Source organism: Clostridium sp. DJ247 (assembly GCF_014231265.1).
Genome location: NZ_JABAIW010000003.1, coordinates 139,329 through 157,500, shown reverse-complemented (window position 1 = coordinate 157,500; position 18,172 = coordinate 139,329). Strand labels below are relative to the sequence as shown.

Annotated in this window: 20 protein-coding genes, 1 tRNA gene and 2 pseudogenes; 7 read left to right on the top strand and 16 right to left on the bottom strand. The window is 30.4% G+C overall.

The genetic code is table 11. The annotated features are described in order from the left end of the window. Positions 1-346 precede the first annotated feature (346 nt). From HGI79_RS02590 to HGI79_RS23135, 6 genes and pseudogenes are all read right to left on the bottom strand, one after another. Positions 347-422, bottom strand: a tRNA-Met gene (locus HGI79_RS02590). A gap of 197 nt (positions 423-619) precedes the next feature. After that, the gene (locus HGI79_RS02585; protein WP_185649150.1) at positions 620-964 is read right to left on the bottom strand and encodes a hypothetical protein; all 345 of its coding nucleotides are present in this window, start codon (positions 962-964) and stop codon (positions 620-622) included. A 195-nt stretch (positions 965-1,159) separates the two neighbouring features. Next, positions 1,160-1,414, bottom strand: a complete 255-nt coding sequence (locus HGI79_RS23630; RefSeq protein WP_395939495.1) for a fatty acid desaturase — start codon at positions 1,412-1,414, stop codon at positions 1,160-1,162. A gap of 321 nt (positions 1,415-1,735) precedes the next feature. Then, positions 1,736-1,945: a tetratricopeptide repeat protein gene (locus HGI79_RS22665; protein WP_241428124.1), complete on the bottom strand. Its 210-nt coding sequence runs from the start codon at positions 1,943-1,945 to the stop codon at positions 1,736-1,738. 6 nt (positions 1,946-1,951) lie between these two features. After that, positions 1,952-2,110: pseudogene (locus HGI79_RS23625) on the bottom strand (tetratricopeptide repeat protein); the annotation flags it as partial. 138 nt (positions 2,111-2,248) lie between these two features. After that, complete coding sequence (locus tag HGI79_RS23135) at positions 2,249-2,383, bottom strand: hypothetical protein (RefSeq protein WP_278046675.1); 135 nt, start codon at positions 2,381-2,383, stop codon at positions 2,249-2,251. Positions 2,384-2,560: 177 nt separating this feature from the next. Between HGI79_RS23135 and HGI79_RS23620 the strand changes: the two genes are divergently transcribed. Further along, a complete protein-coding gene (locus HGI79_RS23620; RefSeq protein WP_185649148.1) occupies positions 2,561-2,806 on the top strand; it encodes a GGDEF domain-containing protein in 246 nt (81 codons plus the stop codon). On the opposite strand, the pseudogene ftsH reads toward HGI79_RS23620, so the two are convergent. From ftsH to HGI79_RS02550, 4 genes and pseudogenes are all read right to left on the bottom strand, one after another. Continuing rightward, positions 2,763-4,115 (bottom strand): annotated as a pseudogene (gene ftsH, locus HGI79_RS02565) (ATP-dependent zinc metalloprotease FtsH); the annotation flags it as partial. The gene HGI79_RS23620 and the pseudogene ftsH overlap by 44 nt on opposite strands. A gap of 429 nt (positions 4,116-4,544) precedes the next feature. Then, positions 4,545-5,108 carry a zeta toxin family protein gene (locus HGI79_RS02560; protein ID WP_185649147.1) on the bottom strand — a complete coding sequence of 188 codons (564 nt, stop codon included), beginning with the start codon at positions 5,106-5,108 and terminating at the stop codon, positions 4,545-4,547. Continuing rightward, positions 5,108-5,281, bottom strand: a complete 174-nt coding sequence (locus HGI79_RS02555) for a hypothetical protein (protein ID WP_185649146.1) — start codon at positions 5,279-5,281, stop codon at positions 5,108-5,110. The genes HGI79_RS02560 and HGI79_RS02555 overlap by 1 nt, the downstream gene beginning before the upstream one ends. 146 nt (positions 5,282-5,427) lie before the next feature. After that, positions 5,428-5,622, bottom strand: a complete 195-nt coding sequence (locus HGI79_RS02550; protein ID WP_241428122.1) for a hypothetical protein — start codon at positions 5,620-5,622, stop codon at positions 5,428-5,430. Positions 5,623-6,050: 428 nt separating this feature from the next. Here HGI79_RS02550 and HGI79_RS02545 point away from each other — a divergent pair, with 428 nt between their 5' ends. Both HGI79_RS02545 and HGI79_RS02540 read left to right on the top strand, forming a co-directional pair. Next, positions 6,051-7,250, top strand: coding sequence for a 5-bromo-4-chloroindolyl phosphate hydrolysis family protein (locus tag HGI79_RS02545; protein ID WP_185649144.1), 1,200 nt, complete (start codon positions 6,051-6,053; stop codon positions 7,248-7,250). A gap of 29 nt (positions 7,251-7,279) precedes the next feature. Next, entirely contained in the window at positions 7,280-8,422 is a 1,143-nt protein-coding gene (locus HGI79_RS02540) for a toxic anion resistance protein (RefSeq protein ID WP_185649143.1), read from the top strand. Between the two features lie 267 nt (positions 8,423-8,689). Here the strand turns inward: HGI79_RS02540 and HGI79_RS02535 are convergent, their stop codons facing one another. From HGI79_RS02535 to HGI79_RS02530, 3 genes are all read right to left on the bottom strand, one after another. Beyond that, positions 8,690-10,063, bottom strand: coding sequence for a citrate/2-methylcitrate synthase (locus tag HGI79_RS02535; RefSeq protein WP_185649165.1), 1,374 nt, complete (start codon positions 10,061-10,063; stop codon positions 8,690-8,692). Between the two features lie 469 nt (positions 10,064-10,532). Further along, positions 10,533-10,661: a hypothetical protein gene (locus tag HGI79_RS23130; protein ID WP_278046674.1), complete on the bottom strand. Its 129-nt coding sequence runs from the start codon at positions 10,659-10,661 to the stop codon at positions 10,533-10,535. A gap of 168 nt (positions 10,662-10,829) precedes the next feature. Beyond that, positions 10,830-11,054, bottom strand: coding sequence for a hypothetical protein (locus HGI79_RS02530; RefSeq protein WP_241428121.1), 225 nt, complete (start codon positions 11,052-11,054; stop codon positions 10,830-10,832). Between the two features lie 133 nt (positions 11,055-11,187). Here HGI79_RS02530 and licT point away from each other — a divergent pair, with 133 nt between their 5' ends. The 4 genes from licT (at position 11,188) to HGI79_RS02510 (ending at position 16,178) form a co-directional block, all read left to right on the top strand. Further along, positions 11,188-12,033, top strand: a complete 846-nt coding sequence (gene licT, locus HGI79_RS02525; protein ID WP_185649142.1) for a BglG family transcription antiterminator LicT — start codon at positions 11,188-11,190, stop codon at positions 12,031-12,033. A gap of 88 nt (positions 12,034-12,121) precedes the next feature. After that, positions 12,122-13,981, top strand: coding sequence for a beta-glucoside-specific PTS transporter subunit IIABC (locus HGI79_RS02520; RefSeq protein ID WP_185649141.1), 1,860 nt, complete (start codon positions 12,122-12,124; stop codon positions 13,979-13,981). Positions 13,982-14,098: 117 nt separating this feature from the next. Next, positions 14,099-15,019 carry an alpha/beta hydrolase gene (locus tag HGI79_RS02515; RefSeq protein ID WP_185649140.1) on the top strand — a complete coding sequence of 307 codons (921 nt, stop codon included), beginning with the start codon at positions 14,099-14,101 and terminating at the stop codon, positions 15,017-15,019. Positions 15,020-15,374: 355 nt separating this feature from the next. Beyond that, entirely contained in the window at positions 15,375-16,178 is an 804-nt protein-coding gene (locus HGI79_RS02510) for a ribonuclease H (RefSeq protein WP_185649139.1), read from the top strand. A gap of 20 nt (positions 16,179-16,198) precedes the next feature. Here HGI79_RS02510 and HGI79_RS02505 read toward each other — a convergent pair whose 3' ends face one another. The 3 genes from HGI79_RS02505 to HGI79_RS22655 all read right to left on the bottom strand — a co-directional run bounded on the left by HGI79_RS02505 (position 16,199) and on the right by HGI79_RS22655 (position 18,058). Continuing rightward, positions 16,199-16,600 carry a YjdF family protein gene (locus HGI79_RS02505; RefSeq protein ID WP_185649138.1) on the bottom strand — a complete coding sequence of 134 codons (402 nt, stop codon included), beginning with the start codon at positions 16,598-16,600 and terminating at the stop codon, positions 16,199-16,201. Between the two features lie 119 nt (positions 16,601-16,719). Beyond that, entirely contained in the window at positions 16,720-16,869 is a 150-nt protein-coding gene (locus tag HGI79_RS02500) for a hypothetical protein (RefSeq protein WP_185649137.1), read from the bottom strand. A gap of 58 nt (positions 16,870-16,927) precedes the next feature. Beyond that, positions 16,928-18,058: a hypothetical protein gene (locus HGI79_RS22655; RefSeq protein ID WP_241428120.1), complete on the bottom strand. Its 1,131-nt coding sequence runs from the start codon at positions 18,056-18,058 to the stop codon at positions 16,928-16,930. Positions 18,059-18,172: the final 114 nt, after the last annotated feature.

The following is an 18,172-nucleotide window of genomic DNA, read 5'->3' as shown; positions in this document are numbered from 1 at the left end:
TCACTGCTTACTTTGTCGCTGATTGCGACCGGATTTACATGTTATCATGTTTACTTTAGCTCGTCAACTAGTAATTTATTGCCAGTTAACTAACTACTTCATCGCTGTTGTGCGATGGAATTTACATCTTAACATGCTTGTCTTAGTTCGTCAACTAGTAATTTACTACCAGCTTAACTGTTCTAAGTTGCCACTGCTTTGCGACAGGAATCATATCTTATCATGCCTACTTCATTATGTCAATTAGTAACTTATTACCAAGCTATCTACTACATTATATATTCGTAAATAGTGTATTTGACAGCTTTCATATAGTATTATGCAACCTAAGTGCTGTAATACTTTTTGGTTGCGGGGGCAGGACTCGAACCTACGACCTTCGGGTTATGAGCCCGACGAGCTACCAACTGCTCCACCCCGCGATATTATATTGTGTTTGCCGCCTCTCGAAGCGACAAGTGATATCTTATCATGTACACAGATATAAAAAAATAATAATATACGTGTTTATCATACACCATACTAACAATACATTATTATGCTTCTATATACTCAACGATTCATATAGTGACACGCCTGACATAGTTTGCCCATAGTAAGTAGCAACTTCTATTTGTTGCTATAGATCCAATAGATCGAGGAATTTTCCAAAGGAGCTTGCCACTGTGGCACTGTGGTTTCTAAAAGACACCATATAATCTTTTAAATTAATATATACACTTTCAGTGGGCATTGGAACTTTTCCAGGGAAAGGTCTTGTATAAACACCTGGAAGTGTATGATGTAATACGTGTTCTCTAGAATCTCCGTGAGTTAAAAAAATAAATATTTTCTCAAGAATACCTTTGTTGCTCAGGTTCCTAGTTTTTATATTTCTTTCTTTATAGTTTCCTTCCACAATCAAATTACCATGTTCAATTAGTTGAGAATGATGCAGCACGAAGGAAGCTAGCCACAAATTCACAATATAAAGTATCACAATGGTTGGATAACTAATATTAAAAGCATAATGACATGCTACTGTTAATCCTACATAAATTATTATAGAAATAATTATGGATAATATGTGACTTCTACGACTGTATTTGTCTTTAAAATCCTTATGATGTGATAGTACTCTATTAACTACAAATGAAACAAATGCAATTTCGAAAATAATTTACATTAGATTATATATACGCCTAAGAAGACTATTCTTGATTTTTCCTAGAGGATGGAACTCAATATCCTCCCAACTGTTAACTTTAGAGTGATGAATACCATGAACAAGATTATATACTTGAGGATCATTTAACAAGCACCATGAAAAAATTCTGTAAAAAACTTTATTATTTATTTCTGGTACATATTTATGCCAACATTCATGCATTAGAAAACCTAACCAAGTAGACAAATAAACCCCAGGAAATATCATTATTATAATCGAAAAGTATCCAATATATTTATATGTCACAGGCATTAAGAACAGATACAGAGGCCATGCTAACAATGCGAAATAAAACTTTCACTTTTCTCCGCAAATTTTACTTTTAAATATATACTCCACATTTATTCCCCATCTTAAATTAATGCTTTTTTAAATATATTATACCAAAAATCACATTCCACTTTATCCCTTGAAGTATCTTGTAGAAACTCACAGACCGTTTATTTTCAAGTCCTAGTAGGCTATCTTTATAAGCGAATTTTTTTAATTTCCTACTAAAAGATAAAGAGTGTAGATAAGTTTGTGAACTCACACAAACTTATCTATACTCTTACCTTTTCTGTATATTCCCAATATATAATTAATCATTACTTCACAGTTTTTATTTTCTGGAGAAAGAGACCAAGCTGTATTAAAATATATAAGGGCTTTTTTAAAGTTTTTTACCATTAAATATCCATAAGCCAAATTAAAAAAATAATTTCCTGTGGGATTTTTTAATACAGTAATTTTTAGCAATGGAATAGCCTTCTCAAATTGTTTTTGTTTAATATAACATAATGCAATATTATGAATAGAAGCTATTTCATTATCTCTATTCTTTATTGCCTTATTATAAATTACAATAGCCCTTTTATAGTTTTGTTCATTATAGTAGTTATTAGCTTTTTTAAAATACTCTATAAGAACTCACCCACCTTTTATAAATATTGAATTTAATTTATCACTGAGCATATTACAGGATACTGGAAAGGTACAAAATCTGTTATTTCATAATTTATATAAATATAATATCCTCTCATTAAATATCACATCAATTCATTATATGAATATCTTTCTATTATGTTCATGATCATTTAAAAAATATACCAAATCCTTTTTTACCCTTTTTATTCCATGCATTTGATTTTTAGTAGTTTCTAAATAAATACCAAACACCTCCGATAATCTTTCCATCACAATATCCGTCCAATGGAAATCTCTCCTGTTTTTCCTTAGTCTAAATATCTGTAGTGACAGCAATAAATACATATTTTCTCTTAAAAGCTTATCAATAGTACTACAGTAAGTGGATTTTTTACCTGTGGTGAATTTGGAAGAGTTCATGAAAGAAACAGATTTTTATCTCAAACAATGACTGTTCTTACTCTTTCAGAAGAAGAAAATGCATTTATTTCTATTGATGAGAATAAATTCTTACAAGAAGAAAAAATAGATGAAATAAAAAATCAGTATTTTACTGACTCACTTACGAAGCTTCAAAATAGATTGAAATTAATAAAAGACATATCTTCATCACAAAATTTAAAATTGGTATTAATAGATATTAATTCCTTTAAAGAAGATGAGATGAAATCTTGCAAAGTGCTTCCATATTAGCTTTTAAAAGATTTACTGCCTTTTCATAGCAACTGTTTATAATTTGAAGAACTTCTCTATCAACTTCCGTGGAGGTTTCAGTAGAACAAGTCTGAACTGGTCTTCCATCTAGATATCTATTCTGTACGGATTCCAACCCCATCATGCCAAATTTATCTGACATGCCATATATAGTTACCATCCTTCTTGCAAGCTCTGTAGCTCTTTCAATATCATTTGAAGCCCCTGTAGTTACTTTATTAAAGATAATCTCTTCGGCTGCTCTGCCAGCTAAAAGAACTATTATTTGCTCTATTAGTTCATCCTTAGAAATAAGAAACTTTTCTTTCTCCGGCATCTGCATTGTATAACCTAGTGCTCCCATTGTTCTAGGAATGATGGTAATCTTATGCACTGGCTGTGTTTGCTTTTGTAGTGCAGCCGCAAGTGCGTGGCCTACCTCATGAAAAGCAACTAAACTCTTTTCTTCCTCTGTCATAATCCTGTCTTTCTTTTCCTTACCTGCTATAACAGTCTCCACAGCTTCAAATAAGTCATCTTGTCTAACCACATCTCTGCCCATTCTTACAGCTCTTAAAGCTGCTTCGTTTACCATATTAGCAAGATCCGCTCCCACAGCACCTGCAGTAGCTAATGCTATTTCTTCTAATTTCACCCTACTATCGAGCTTAACATTCTTTCCGTGAACCTTAAGTATCTCTTCTCTGCCTTTAAGATCAGGTTTATCCACAATAACTCTTCTATCAAACCTTCCGGGTCTTAAAAGAGCTTTGTCTAGTATCTCTGGTCTATTAGTTGCCGCAAGTATTACAACACCTTTTGAAGAATCAAATCCATCCATTTCGGCTAAAAGCTGATTTAATGTTTGTTCACGCTCGTCATTTCCACCAAACTGACTATCACGACTTTTTCCTATTGCGTCGATTTCGTCGATGAACACGATACAAGGAGCATTTTTCTCAGCTTGTTGAAATAAATCTCTAACTCTGGAAGCACCAACCCCTACAAACATCTCTACAAAATCTGAACCCGATAAAGAAAAGAAGGGTACATTTGCTTCTCCTGCTACTGCCTTAGCAAGCAATGTCTTACCTGTACCAGGTGGTCCCACTAACAGTGCTCCCTTAGGCAGTTTTGCCCCAATCTCAGTGTATTTTGATGGTTTATGAAGAAAATCTACTATTTCACTGAGTGATTCCTTTGCCTCTTCCTGTCCAGCTACATCATTAAAAGTAACACCCGTCTTTTTCTCAATATATACCTTTGCATTACTTTTCCCAAAAGACATAGAACCGCCACCCATAACCTTAGGATCATAAAAGCTCTTAACCATTTCCTTAACCTCCTCATCAAAATCTGTATATTTCCCGTACATACTTAGAAAGTAAGAATTTATATTTTCCATTGCAGATGTCATTTCATCATAATCTGTGAAAGATATTTATTATTATCTTAGTTTATTTTAGGTTTAGTTGATATAATTAGTTATTTGTTAACTAAATTCTAATAAGCATTTACAGATTTATTCTTTAAATAAGCCCCCTATTGTGATAGAAGACTTTCACTCTACTAGATTTTTAGCCTTGACAGCTGTTCTTGTCCTTTGAAAAAAACAGCCAAAAAGATGTCTTGACTCCTAGACTTGCTTTATAAATAATAGTTATCTCTTGTATACTACTGCATAAATATTGAAAAACATTAAACCCCACACTTTTTAAGCATGGGGTTTATTAACAATCTATTTTAGAATATAACTACTCCATTTAGGAATTTTATCTCTTTTCCATATAACTATTCCATCACGCATATAAGCTACATGTTTAAATTTATTAGTATTATCATATATATTTATTTCATTACATATATCTAATACATTCTTTAAGTTATCTAATGATTCATAATATCTTCTTTCTATAGCTTCTTCTGGAATTCCATGTCCACCTTTTAAAACTCTAATTCTAACTCTTTCTTTAGCAATATCAGGGGTATCGACGCCAATATAATTCATTACAACGTAAAAACCTTTCTGTTTTGCTTTTTCTATATTTCTAGTAATACTTTTACCCGAAAGAGTAGTTTCCTGATTAAAGGATACATTGTTTTTGATATAGTAACTTATAAGTTTTACAGCTTCTCTTGCACATTTAATTTGAAGATTGTTATCTCTCCACGAACCTATTCTTGCTACCATTTCATCTGTATTTATTCTTTCTTCACTTTTGTTTTCTTCATAATAAATAGACTTATATATTGATGTTTTACCCGCACCATTTACACCTGCAAATATAGTATAAGTGGCCATCAATCTTTACCTATTACCTTTTCTTGCTCCTTTTGCAGCACTATATCAGATAGAGTGATATAAAAATCTTGTTCCTCTTTTGTTTTAGCTTTTTTAAATAATTCTTTTAAATCTTTATATGAATATTTTAAAAACTGCTCATACAAACTATTTTGTTCTTTTAGTTTTTCCATAGAATTTCCTCCAAATAAATAATGCTTTTATTATATTATAGTCCAACAAACAACTAACATAAACAATTTTTTATTAATTATATTTTGAAATTGGTTATACAAAAAATCTGACACCCTTAATTATCTGTGTCAGATTTAATTTATCATTACTGTATTTTTTCGCTTCCTATTTGTTTTATCAATTCTAAAATCATATTTTCATCTAACTTTGTATACTTTTTGATTTTTTCTATAGGCTCTCCGTCTTTAATCATTTCTGTTGCTGTCTCTATTTTTTCCTTTATTTTTCCTTTTTGTATTCCTCTTTCCTCAACCTTAGGATCGTAAAAGCTCTTTACCATTTCTTTAACCTCCTCATCAAAATCTGTATATTTCCCGTACATATTCAGAAAGTAAGAATTTATATTTTCCATAGCAGATGACATTTCATCATAATCTTCTAAAGTTATATTATCTTTATTATACGATAAATCTATGGCTTTTGAAGTATCTTCTATGATTATTTCAATTCATTACACCCATCAATCATCTTACTTTTCTTTCTTACCTCCATAATTATTGTTTTCTTCTCAAATTTTTACAAAATAAGTTAAAGTATTATTAGAAAATCTTAGGAAACCAGATACCTTTATGTGAGATAAAAGAGCACTTACTAATAAAGTTGTTGCAAATTGTAATTTATACAATAATAATATATAATATAGCCAAAATATTATTACAATTATATAAGATTATAGTGAGTCATAAGAAAATAATTTGGAGGCATAGCATGAGTAAAAAGGATTTTTCTGATTTAGAAGACCACATTAGAGATATATTAAAAAACGCATTCGATACTATAGATTTTGATAGATTAAAAGAGGATATTGATGATAAAACTAAGAGCACTTTAAATGAAGTAAAAACAAATTTAAAGAATAAATCACAACATTTTAATGAAAAAATGAAAAATAAAAGACACTATAAATATAGAAATGTTACGAATATAACCCAAAAAGATAAAAATCAAGTACAAATGTATATTTCTAAAAAACCAGTTGGAAGCATATCAGGAATACTTTATATGATATTGGGATTTGTGGGTAGTGGAACATTAGGCACTCTGTTAATTATATACTCAATATTTACTTCTTTTTTTAGTGTATTTTCAACAACTAGTTTCATTACTTTGGGACTTTTGTTTTCTTTTTTTCTATCAAGCATAGCTTTGGCTTTAAGAGGTGTAAATTTAAGAAAAAGAGTAAAGCGTTTTAAACAGTATGTAATTGCCCTTGATAATCATAACTATTGTTCCATAGAAGAATTAGCTGTTGCTATTAGAAAGAAGAACAAATTTGTTGTGAAAGATTTAATGAAAATGATTGATTTAGGCATGTTTCCACAAGCACATATTGATGATAAAAAGACCTACTTCATGTTAAATGATGAAGTTTATGAGAATTATTTGAATACACAAGAGGCTCTTAAGTATCGTAATGAAGCTGAATCAAAAAGAGAAAAGGAATTAAATGAAGAAACAAATGATCCAGAAAAAAAAGAATTAAGATATGCACTTGAACTGGGAAAGAACTATATTGTCCAGATAAAAAGTGTAAATGATGCTATCCATAGAGAAGAAATCTCAACAAAGTTATCTAGACTTGAAAGTATTGTAAGTCAAATATTTAATTATGTAGAGAATAATCCTAAAAAACTTCCAGAGGTTAACAAATTTACCAACAACTATCTTCCAATGACTTTAAAGTTAGTTAATGCATATAAAGAGCTAAATGACCAAACAGTTCAAGGTGATAATATAAAGAATGCAAAAAATGAAATTGAAAAGACCATAGATATGATAAATACTGCTTTTGAGAAGCTATTAGATAATTTATTTGCAGAAATAGCTTTAGATATTTCTACAGATATTTCTGTGCTTGAAACACTGTTTACGCAAGAAGGATTGACTAAGAATGATTTTAAAAAGTAATATTAAAACAAACAAAGGGGGAATTGAAAGTGAATAATGAATTTAATGAAAATACTGATGTCATACCAAGCTTAACATTTGAGCCTTTTCAAGATGAGGTTCCTGCTGCTAAAGTAAAAGAAGAAAATAAACAACCAGAAATTCTTGATGATAGTTATTTAACAGAAGAAGAAAAGAAAATGGTGGATGAATTTGTAGATAAGATTAACATAACTAATTCAAATTCAATTCTACAATATGGAGTAGGTGCTCAAAAGAAAATTGCAGATTTTTCTGAAACTGCTTTAAATAATGTAAAGACTAAGGAATTGGGGGAAATAGGTGAAATGCTCTCTAATGTAATAGGTGAGCTAAAGAGTTTTGATACTGCAGATGAGAAAAAAGGTTTTTTAGGCCTTTTTAAGAAAACTACACAAAAACTTACTCATATGAAAGCAAAGTATGATAAAGTTGAAGGAAATATAAACAAAATTTGTAGTACCCTTGAAAAGCATCAGATACAACTTTTAAAAGATATTGCTATGCTTGATAAAATGTATGAAATAAATAAGGTATACTTTAAAGAGCTTTCCATGTATATTTTAGCTGGGAAAAAGAAGCTTTTAAAATTAGAAAAAGAAGAGCTTCCTATCTTAGTAGAAAGAGCAAAAGCTAGTGGACTTCCTGAAGACGCACAGGCAACAAATGATTTTGTATCCCTTTGTAACCGCTTTGAGAAAAAAATTCATGATTTGGAGTTAACTAGAATGATTTCTCTTCAAATGGCTCCTCAAATTCGTTTAGTTCAAAATAATGATTCTTTAATGTCTGAAAAAATACAGTCTACCATTGTGAATACTATTCCACTTTGGAAAAGTCAAATTGTACTGGCTCTTGGAATTGCTCATTCTAGTAATGCAGCTAAAGTTCAAAATGAAGTAACAAATATGACAAATGAACTTCTACGTAAGAATGCAGAAACACTTAAAATGTCAACTATAGAAACAGCTAAAGAGTCTGAACGTGGAATTGTTGATATAGATACTCTTCGCATGACAAATGAATCATTAATTTCAACTCTTGATGAAGTACTTCGTATACAAACAGAAGGACGTCAAAAGCGCAAAGAGGCAGAAGCGGAATTACAAAATATTGAAGAACAATTAAAAAATAGACTTTTAAAACTTAGGTAATAACAAAACCATCCTATTATTCCAACGGATATATGCCACGGTATAAAATTACCGTGGTTTTGTTTATTTGTGTAGTACATGTTAAAACATAATTAAAGAAACAGCCTTAAGGCTGTTTCTAGACAATTTTCTAAAAATTTATCCGATGACTACCCGCTCTAATACTCCCATCTTCTTCAAAGTAGGAGTAAAGAGCGGCTACGTCCCTGGATTCGTTCAACTAAGAATCAGATTGGGGCTTTGACCCAATCTGATTCAAGTTTCACTTTATACTTGCCTATTGTTATCTGTTCTTGTATCAAGAGGCTCATATTCCTCTTTTTTACTAACGCTCTTGTATGCTGGTCTAATTATTCTTGGTTCACTTACAAGTTGTTCTATTCTATGAGCACACCATCCGGTAACTCTAGCAGCAGCAAAAAGAGGAGTGTACATTTCTCTTGGTATATTTAACATATCATAAACAAATCCTGAATAGAAATCTACATTTGCTGATATAGGTCTTGGATTTTTTTCATGATTTGCAAATAACTTAATTGATATCTGTTCAATATTTCTATATAATTTATATTCATCTAATCTATTTTTCTCTATAGCCAGTTCTTTAGCTTTTTCTCTAAGAATTTCTGCTCTTGGATCAGAAATTGTATAAACTGCATGTCCAATTCCATATATCAATCCGGTATTATCAAAAGCTTCTTTTTGAAGTATTTTTCTTAAAATAGCTTCTATTTCAGCCTCATCGTTCCAATCACTAATGTTATCTTTAATGTAATCCATCATTTGCATAACTTTTATATTTGCTCCACCATGTTTAGGTCCTTTTAAAGATCCAACAGCGGTAGCAATAGCAGAATAAGTATCCGTTCCTGTAGATGATACAACATGGGTTGCAAAAGCTGAATTATTTCCACCACCATGTTCAGCATGAAGTACCATGCAAAGATCAAGAACTTGAGCCTCTGTATGAGTATATTGATTATCTGATCTTATCATATGCAGTATATTTTCAGCTGTACTTAATAGTGGATCTGGGGAATGTAAAAACAAACTCTTTCCATCATAGTAACGTATCTTAGCTTGGTACCCATATGCTATGAAAGCAGGAAATCTAGCAATTAATTCTATACTTTGTCTTAATACATTTTCAACACTTAAATCATCTGGATTATTATCATAGGAGTATGACACTAGAATACTTCTCTGAAGCTTATTCATTATGTCCTTACTCGGAGCTTTTAATATCATATCCTCTGTAAAACCAAAGGGTAGGGATCGCATAGATCCAAGCAATTTATTAAAGTCTTGAATTTGCTCTTTATTTGGTAACTTTCCAAATAATAAAAGAAAAATTACTTCTTCGAAGCCAAAACGGTTCTCAGATAAAAATCCATTGGTGATATCTTTAATATTAATGCCTCTATAATTCAATCTTCCTTCGCTAGGAATTTTTTCTCCTTCATCTACAATATATCCGTGCACTTCCCCAACTTGAGTTAGACCTACAAGTACTCCAGCACCATTTTCATTCCTCAATCCTCTTTTAACGTTATATTTAGTATAGTAATCTTGTTGAATATAATTATTTTTTTCTGCTATATTAAGCAATTCATCTAATTTAGCACTTGTCTCATTGGTCATAGTATTATCCAACACTAACTTCTAACCCCCTATATTAATTGTTTTATGAATAAAACATCATTAATTCGTAACTATAATTTGTAACTATTTTATCATAATTAAAGATAATATGGAATATTAACTTTCTTTATTATGAATTTTTATTCATTAAACATTTCATAATTTTATAAATAATAAATTAACTACTAATATTGAAGACCCCATTTCAAATTCTCTACGGCCTTCTTTTTTCACATTTTCAGATGAAATCCATACTACTTTAATGTTTATAGTTAAATTTAAATATTAGTATTATATATATTTTTTGCAATATTAAATAAAAATCTTTCATTTGTAAATATCCGTATATAATTTAATCCTTTTAATTAATTTTTTTAACTTACTTTCTAATAACCTATCTATATCCCTGCGGTCAACCCCCACCCCAACCTATACCATCAGAATCACCAACTACAGCACTTAGTCTATCTTACAAGTCTTTATAAATTTTGCTGTCTTCTTGCTCATTAATTGCATTAACTACTGAATAAAACATTGATACAACACTATAATAGAACCCTTCATCAATATCTCCATATGTGTTAGTAACAAACAACAACTTCCAGTTATTGCCATCACCTCGGAGGTCATAACAGAAACTGAAAGTTTATGTTTACTTATATTTCTATAAATTTCCAGAGAAACCCGAACTTATTTATGCACTTTTCAGCAATCAACACGATGCTCCACGTTTATTGTTGAAAAGTGATAATTTATACCCATCCACCTAGCGCTTTTTCAAAAAGTATTCCTTTAGAGAATCAGGAAAATGTGTAATCATACTATATGTAAATGGAACGGCAACTTTATAACGGGAATTAAGCCGCCTTTTCAAAATTATATCACTGATGGCTTTTGCTACTTCTTTAGAATCTGCAAGATTTTGCTTGTTTCTATATCTAGCATCTGATTCATAAAAACTAAAATAAATTTCTGCCACTAATATTGACAAATGAATGAATTTTTATTAAAATTACATTGTAATATCTTGGATAGCAAATGTTAAGAGGACATGCTAAACCTGTTTACAACATAATGTTTTATTATGTTTGTGACAGGTTTTTTGTTTAAGGGGGAATACTGTTATGATTATAAAGAAGATTTTGAATAATAATGTTGTTGTTGTAATGGATGAAAACGATAACGAAATAATCGTTATGGGAAAAGGATTAGCTTTTCAAAAAAAATCAGGTGATGAAATTGATGAAACTAGAATTAATAAAGTATTTACAATAATTAATGCAGATATTTCAAAACAATTTCAGGAACTTATAGCAAGTATTCCTGTAAAATATATGCGTGTTACTTCAGAAATAATTGATTATGCAAAAAAACAATTAGGAAGAAAATTGAGTGATAGCATTTATGTCTCCTTAACAGATCATATTTATTCAGCTATTGAGCGTTTTATGAGTGGTATTACTTTAAAAAATAGACTACTATGGGATATTAAACGACTATATACTAAAGAATATGCGATAGGAATGACGGCGCTTGATATTATATATAAAGAATTCAATGTTAAACTGCCAGAAGATGAAGCTGGATTTATTACCTTTCATTTTGTAACTTCTCAACTTGAAAATGATATTCCAAGTGTATATGATTTGACTAAAATAATACGAGATATAACGAATATAGTTCAATATTATTTTCATATTCAAATTGACAAAGATTCACTTTTATATAATCGTTTTGTAACACATTTAAAGTTCTTTTCTCAAAGACTTCTTAATGGAAGCGAAAATCAAATTGAAGGAGTATTTAATGACCATTTTTCAAAACTACTTTGTGAACAATATACTGAGTATATTCCGTGCATTGAAAAAATCGAACAATATATATTTGAACGATTTAATTTTAAAATAAGTAAATATGAAAAAATGTATCTTATGATACATATAGTAAACATTGTAAATAAACTATCATAATTTACTACGTTAATATTTTAAGGATAGTAACAGGATAGGCTGGCTAAACCTTCATATTCAAATAAATAAGGAAAATGGAGGTATATTTATGAACTGGAAAAACATTTCTAAAACTATTCTAGAATCTGTAGGTGGGGAAAATAATGTAAAAACAATTGTGCATTGTTCTACACGACTACGCATTAATGTCTATGATCTTTCAAAAGTAGATCGCAATAAAATTGCAGATGCTGAAGGTGTTATGGGACTCAATGTAAATGGAAATCAGGTTCAAGTTATTATTGGCAGTGAAGTTGCAAATCTCTATAAGTCAATTACAGAAATTTGTAATCCATCTGAAAATAATGATTCAAACGAGGCATCAAAAGAGAAAGTTACTACTGTCTCTAAGCTAATGGATACAATTGCAGGTGCATTTACACCAATACTGCCTGCTATAACTGGAGCAGGTATGATTAAGGCAGTATTAGCCATTTTAACGACATTTGGGGTTGTATCCACCAAGGGTCAAAATTATTATTTACTGAATATGATCTCTGATAGTGTATTTTACTTTCTTCCTATAATGCTTGCATATACCATGGCTAGTAAACTCAAATGCAATGTAAGTATTGCGATGTCTATTGCTGCTGTATTACTACACCCAAATTTCACTGCATTGGTTAATGCAAACCAGGCACTCTATTTCTTTGGCCTTCCTGTAAGGTTAACAACTTATTCTTTCTCAGTTATTCCTATATTGATTGCTGTATGGTTTTTAAGCTATTTAGAAAAGTTTGCTGAAAAAATATCACCTAAAGTAATGTCTTCTTTCTTAAAACCACTAATTACACTTTTGATTGCTGCTCCTGCTACATTAATTATAATAGGACCTTTAGGCGGATTTTTCGGTGATTATTTGAAAATTGGTGTAGATTTCTTGAGTGCACATTTGGGATGGCTTCTAATTGCCCTCATGGGATTTACGGCACCTATAATAACAATGACAGGAATGCACTATGGTTTATTACCTTTAGTATTGGCTAATTTAGCTACTAATGGATATGATAACATTATAGTTCCCGCTATACTTTGTGCAAACGTGGCTCAGGGTGCTGCAGCACTTGCTGTAGCAATAAAAACCAAAGATATTAGTGTAAAACAGATTAGTATTTCTGCCGGTCTTACTTCATTCTGTGGAATCACGGAACCTGCTATGTATGGTATTAATATGAAATATAAAAAACCTTTTATTTCTGCTTTAATTGGCGGAGGATGTGCAGGTCTGTATGCTGGAATAATGGGGTTAAAAATATATGGCTTTGGTGCAATTGGTTTAATAGGTCTTCCTCTTTTCCTAAATCCTAAAGAACCTATGAATCTTGTAAATGCTGTAATTTGTTGTATTATATCTATCATTGTTACTTTTATACTTACTACTATTTCATTTAAAGAAAATAGCAGTAAAAAAAAGAATATCGAAGTTAAGAATGCAGAACAATCAACAGATTATACATTGAAAAAAGCAATTTACCTTCCAAGCCCTATAAATGGAAAAGTAGTTAAACTAGAAGACCTCTCTGATGCTTCTTTTCAGTACATTGGCAAAGGAGTTGCAGTTATACCAGATGAAGGTAGGATATATTCCCCAATTGATGGAACGGTAGTAGCTGTTTTTGAAACTAAACATGCCCTTGGTCTAATAGATGAACATGGAGTAGAATATCTAATTCATATTGGAATAGATACTGTAAAACTGCAAGGTAAATATTTTAATCAGCATGTGCATGCTGGTGATTTAGTTCACAAAGGTGATTTATTAATTGAATTTGATAAAGAAGCCATTGAAAAAGCAGGATATGAAACTGTTACCCCAATATTAATTACTAATACTACAATTTATAATCGAATAAAAATAATGTGTGAAGATTCTGTTATTACTGGCGAAGATTTATTAATGATTATTTAAAACAACTTATAGTGTATACAATTTAGAAAGTGCTCATAAACACTTTCTAAATTTCTTACTTTAGTATAAAGCTGCAATGTTGCATCTAAATTCTAAATTATATGGAGGAATAATAAAATGATAACTGAAAAATATAATGTAAATCCTAATGATCCTAATGCAATTTTATATACTTACGTTTTAGATAAACAACCAAGAACATATCAGAAGTCTAAACGTCCTGCAATTATTATATGTCCTGGCGGTGGGTATCTTCTTACTGCTAGAAAAGAGGGAGAATCAGTAGCAGTAAGATTCGCTTCCATGGGATATCATACATTTGTCTTACGATATACAACCTTTTTTAAAGAAAAACCTAGTAATTTTGAAGAAAACCTGCCAAAAGTAAATCAATATGGATACTTTCCGCAGCAAATGTTTGATTTAGCAAAAGCCATGTTAATTATACGTCAGCATGAAGAAGAATGGCAAGTAGATCCAGAACAAATTGTTTTGCTCGGTTTTTCAGCAGGTTCTCATTTATGTGCTTGTTTTGGAGCACGTTGGCATGAAAAATTTTTAAGTGACCATTTCCAAGTGCCATCTTCATATTTGAAGCCAAAGGGTATGATTCTTGGATATCCTCTTTTAGATATGTCAGTAATGGCAAAGAATCCTGTAATCTTTTCTCAAGATAGTATGGATATTCAAGTGAAATACTGTATGAAATGTCTTTGTGGGAGTGAGAATCCTAACATTGAACAGCTGAAAAATGTTAGTCCTGTTGAATATGTCTCTTCGAACACTGTACAAGCATTTATTTGGCAATCATATAATGATAAGACGACACATGTACAAAATTCATTAAATTTTGCTAATGCTTTGGTTAAGGCAGGTGTATCATGTGAAATGCATATTTTTAGAGACGGAGTACATGGAGCATCACTTTGTGACGAGGTATGTGCAAGCGAAAAGGAGCACCTTAATTCTGCTTGTGCTAAATGGGTTTCTATGGCTTATACCTGGTTGAAAGGCATTTTAAGTGAAGAAGGGAATTGATTTTCTATCTTAGTAGCTGTTCTATCTTTTGTGTAGTACACGTTAAAAACCCATAGCAAGAACTGAAAATTCCTGCTATGGGTTCAGCCTTCGTAGTAAGAGATACGCCTGGAGCTTGCTATTTTAATTAATCTTAGATCAGTAGGTATCACTCAACCAGATTTTTTGAGAATTGTATTAAAGCTAAAATTCAAAGTAGAAGAAAAAGACCATTTCATAAAAAAAGACTTTTATTTTATGCATAATAAATAATTTTAATATCTAGTGCAAGATTCGTTAAGTATGATATAATTTTTCATAGTGAAGTATTTTGAATATTAGTTTAATTATTAATATATTCTAAGGAGTAATCTCTATGAAAATGCTGCTATTTAAAATGGAAATAATAGATGTTGAAAATAATAATTATAAAATCAAGATAAGTAATGATATAGAAGATACTTTGATAGAATTTAACCCTTTTAAAAAAGAGCTGAATTTTATTCATAATAGTAATTTAACTGATTGTCTTAAGGCCAACGAATATCAGCTTAGAAAAATGCTGCATAATAAACGTATAGATACTTATTATGTAGGTTTTAATGTCAAACTTGTTTTAAGATCTAATAAAGATGTGGCAGCTTTTAAAGATAGAAGTAAAATAGTAGTTTTAGATAAGCGAAATAATAATAATCATAGTTATGTTATAGGTGAAGATAAATGCGAAGAAAAAATTTATAAAATATTTACTGATGCCTGCTATTTTGAAAATAAAAAGCGTGGTGCTTTTGCTTTTATAATAGAGGATTTAGAAGGAAATTATAAACTATACACTGAAAAAGTTCAGGAAACAGGTAGTAGCCAAGCTGAACTTATAGCAGTTATAAAAGCCATTGAGTTATTAAAGAATATCGAAAAAATTAGAATAATAACTGACAGCCAATATGTTAGAAAAGGCCTAACAGAATGGATTCCATGCTGGAAATTAAATAATTTTAAAACCATCAATGGAGAGCCTGTTAAAAATATTGAGAACTGGCTTCGCTTTAATAACGTTTGTAATGGAAAATATATTGAATTCCAATGGGTAAAAGGTCACTCCAACCACTTTGAAAACTCTCTCTGTGATATGTATGCAAGAGATACAGCTAAGAATTCAAATATAAATGTTCAAGATTAAGTGCTAAGGGCATTTGATAATCACCCCTTATTTTGTGCAAGATACTCATACCTCTTTTGAAATTTTAGTTCTTCTTGCATTTCACGTTTTTCTTTCCACAGCAGCTTTCTTTCACTCTTTTTATTTTCATAATCAAGTTTCATTGCTTGCTGTGCCTTTGTACCAATGTCATTTTTCTGTATTGTTTTCTTAATTTTTCTCTGCATCCTTTTAGGATTGACTTTTGCCTCAGGTTTTTCATCAATTAATAATGGCTTACTGAATTTGAGATTATAATAGTTTTTTAAGACAAACTCATATACCTCATAATCCTTAGGTTCTTGCCCAAAAACTATCCTGCAAATTTCAATTTTACCATTCTCACTTTTTTCAAAAACCCCTATCCAAAAAGGATCTTCAAATAATACTGTCAATTTTATCATTTTTCTCCTCCTGTTATACAGCTCAATTAGAGAACGGACAACCCCAGGAGGGCAGGTTACTGACGGATAATTACCGCATTCGGACTACCAACCGAATCGTGTTTTTATCTCAAAGCTATTTATTTCAGCACTATTATATCATTCAAGTTTTTATAAATTTTGCTATCTTCTTGCTCATTAATTGCATTAACTACTGAATAAAACATTGATACAACACTATAATAGAACCCTTCATCAATATCTCCATATGTGTTAGTAGCAAACAGCAACCACCAGTTATTGCCATCATCTCGGAGGTCATAACATAAACTGGAAGTTTCTGTTTACTCACTGTATTTTTTTGCTTCCTATTTGCTTTATCAATTCCAAAATCTTATTTTCATCTAGCTTCGTATACTTTTTAATTTTTTCTATAGGCTCCCCATCTTTTATCATTTCTGTTGCTGTCTCTAATTTTTCATCTATCCTGCCTTTCTCTATTCCTTTTTGTATTCCTTTTTCTACTCCTTCTTTCAAACCTCTTTCTATTCCCTTTTTAATTCCTCTTTCCTCAACCTTAGGATCATAAAAGCTCTTTACCATTTCTTTAACCTCCTCATCAAAATCTGTATATTTCCCGTACATACTTAAAAAGTAAGAATTTATATTTTCCATTGCAGATGTCATTTCATCATAATCTACTAAAGTTATCTTACCTTTATTATACGATAAATCTATAGCTTTTAAAGTATCTTCTATGATTATTTTCAATTCATCATATACACTAATCATCTTGCTTTTCTTTTTTTCAAAGATTAAGTCACTGTTACTTATTCCATACATTTTTTTCCTTAATCTAAATATCTGCAGTGGCAGCAATAAATACATATTTTCTTTTAAAAGCTTATCAATATTGTAATTAAAATACTTTAGTAACTTACAATTATAAGTAACTGTATTTTGCTTTGGTATCTCTATTTCTAAAGAAATCTTGTCAGGTATATCACTATCTTCTTCTATAACTATAAGATAGGGTTCTGGAATTTTTATCTTAACTCTGCCTTCTTTTATATTTTTATAATCTGCAATTTTTACAGCTCTTTCAAAGCCATATCTGAACATTCTTATAGCCATGTTATTTTCATAAACAGTTTGAAACTCTATTTCGTATTCATAAACTTTTTCTTGATCTACAACTCTTATGTACATATCAGCATAAAAACTTATATATCTGCTGCTTTTCTTATGAAAATTGTTTATTTCCTTATCTTCATAATACAATTTAGCATTATATCTTATGTTGTCATTATAAGCTGAGTTAAGAAAATCAATGATTGGAACCTTATTTTTTAGAGTAAATAATCGTTTCAAAATTTTATCCATCTGAAGGGTAAATTTCTTTTCTTTTTTACTGCCATAATTATCGTTTTCTTCTTTTAATAATAAAGAGTAGTTTTCTTTTATACAGGAATAAACCATACTATATCCCCTTTCAAACTTTTATAGATATATTATGGTTTATTTTGCCACGATTTATACAAACATTTGTTCTCCAAGATTAGTTTATTATTTATAAGGAATATTTGCTATGAT